At 32.6% G+C, this 973-nt stretch carries 2 protein-coding genes; both read right to left on the bottom strand.

Annotated elements, in window-relative coordinates; translation table 11 throughout:
• A partial coding sequence (locus tag ACLR9T_RS14245) for a non-canonical purine NTP pyrophosphatase (protein WP_413110129.1) occupies positions 1-380 on the bottom strand: 380 nt, incomplete at its 3' end.
• A gap of 5 nt (positions 381-385) precedes the next feature.
• The coding region (locus tag ACLR9T_RS14240; RefSeq protein WP_413110128.1) for a shikimate dehydrogenase family protein at positions 386-973 on the bottom strand (588 nt) is incomplete at its 5' end.

Below are 973 nucleotides of genomic sequence, written 5' to 3'. Positions count from 1 at the left end.
CAGGGTATACATAAAGCCATTGCACATACAAATCGAGCACCTCTTTCTTTACCTTTGACAGCATCTATAATATATTGATTCTTTATATCATAACTTGTATCATGTCCCATAAATCTTGCTGAATAAATACCAGGTGCTCCATTTAAGGCATCAACTTCTAAACCTGAATCATCTGCTAATGTTGGTTTATTGATCATATTACAAATTGTTTGCGCTTTAATCAAAGCGTTCTCTTGAAATGTTTGACCAGTTTCTTCAATATCTATTTCTTTTTCAAAAACATCTTGAATTGAACGAACTTCAATACCAATTTCATTCAACATTGCTTTTATTTCCTTGATTTTCCCTTGATTGGTAGATGCTATAACAATTTCTTTCATATTTTTCACTCCATTCCTAATGCAATTTTTACTTCCTTAATAGGCATTTTTTGCCCAGTCCAAAATTCAAAAGATACAGCCCCTTGATATAAAATCATTCCTTCACCATTCATATACTCTAGCCCCAATCTTTCTGCCATTTTTAATAGTTTCGTTTGAGCTGGCTTATAAATGATATCTGCTACTTTTAATTGATGAGACAAATACGATTCATCAATCAAGCACTGATCAACATTTGGACTCATCCCAACATTTGTTGTTTGAACTAATAAATAGGCATCCTTTAAATCCTGTTTTAACTCATCTTTATTACTCAAAGATTTTAAATGAATATCACAATTTAACTTTTGATTAAGCTCCTTTATAAAAGGTTTCTCACTACGATTATAAACAACAATCTCTTTTGCACCTTGTAACGCCATCTCTACAATGATTGCACAAGCAGCCCCACCTGCCCCTAAAACAACAATCTTTTGATTTTGAATATGCCATTCTCTTTCTTCACATGCCATGACAAATCCTTTTCCATCACTGATATGTCCAATTAATTTTCCATTCACATTTTTGACTGTATTAACTGCCTGACACAGTTT

Source organism: Thomasclavelia sp. (genome assembly GCF_047249845.1).
Classification (GTDB): domain Bacteria; phylum Bacillota_I; class Bacilli_A; order Erysipelotrichales; family Coprobacillaceae; genus Thomasclavelia.
Note: the sequence above shows the minus strand (reverse complement) of the source record. Positions and strands in the feature narration are given on the sequence as shown.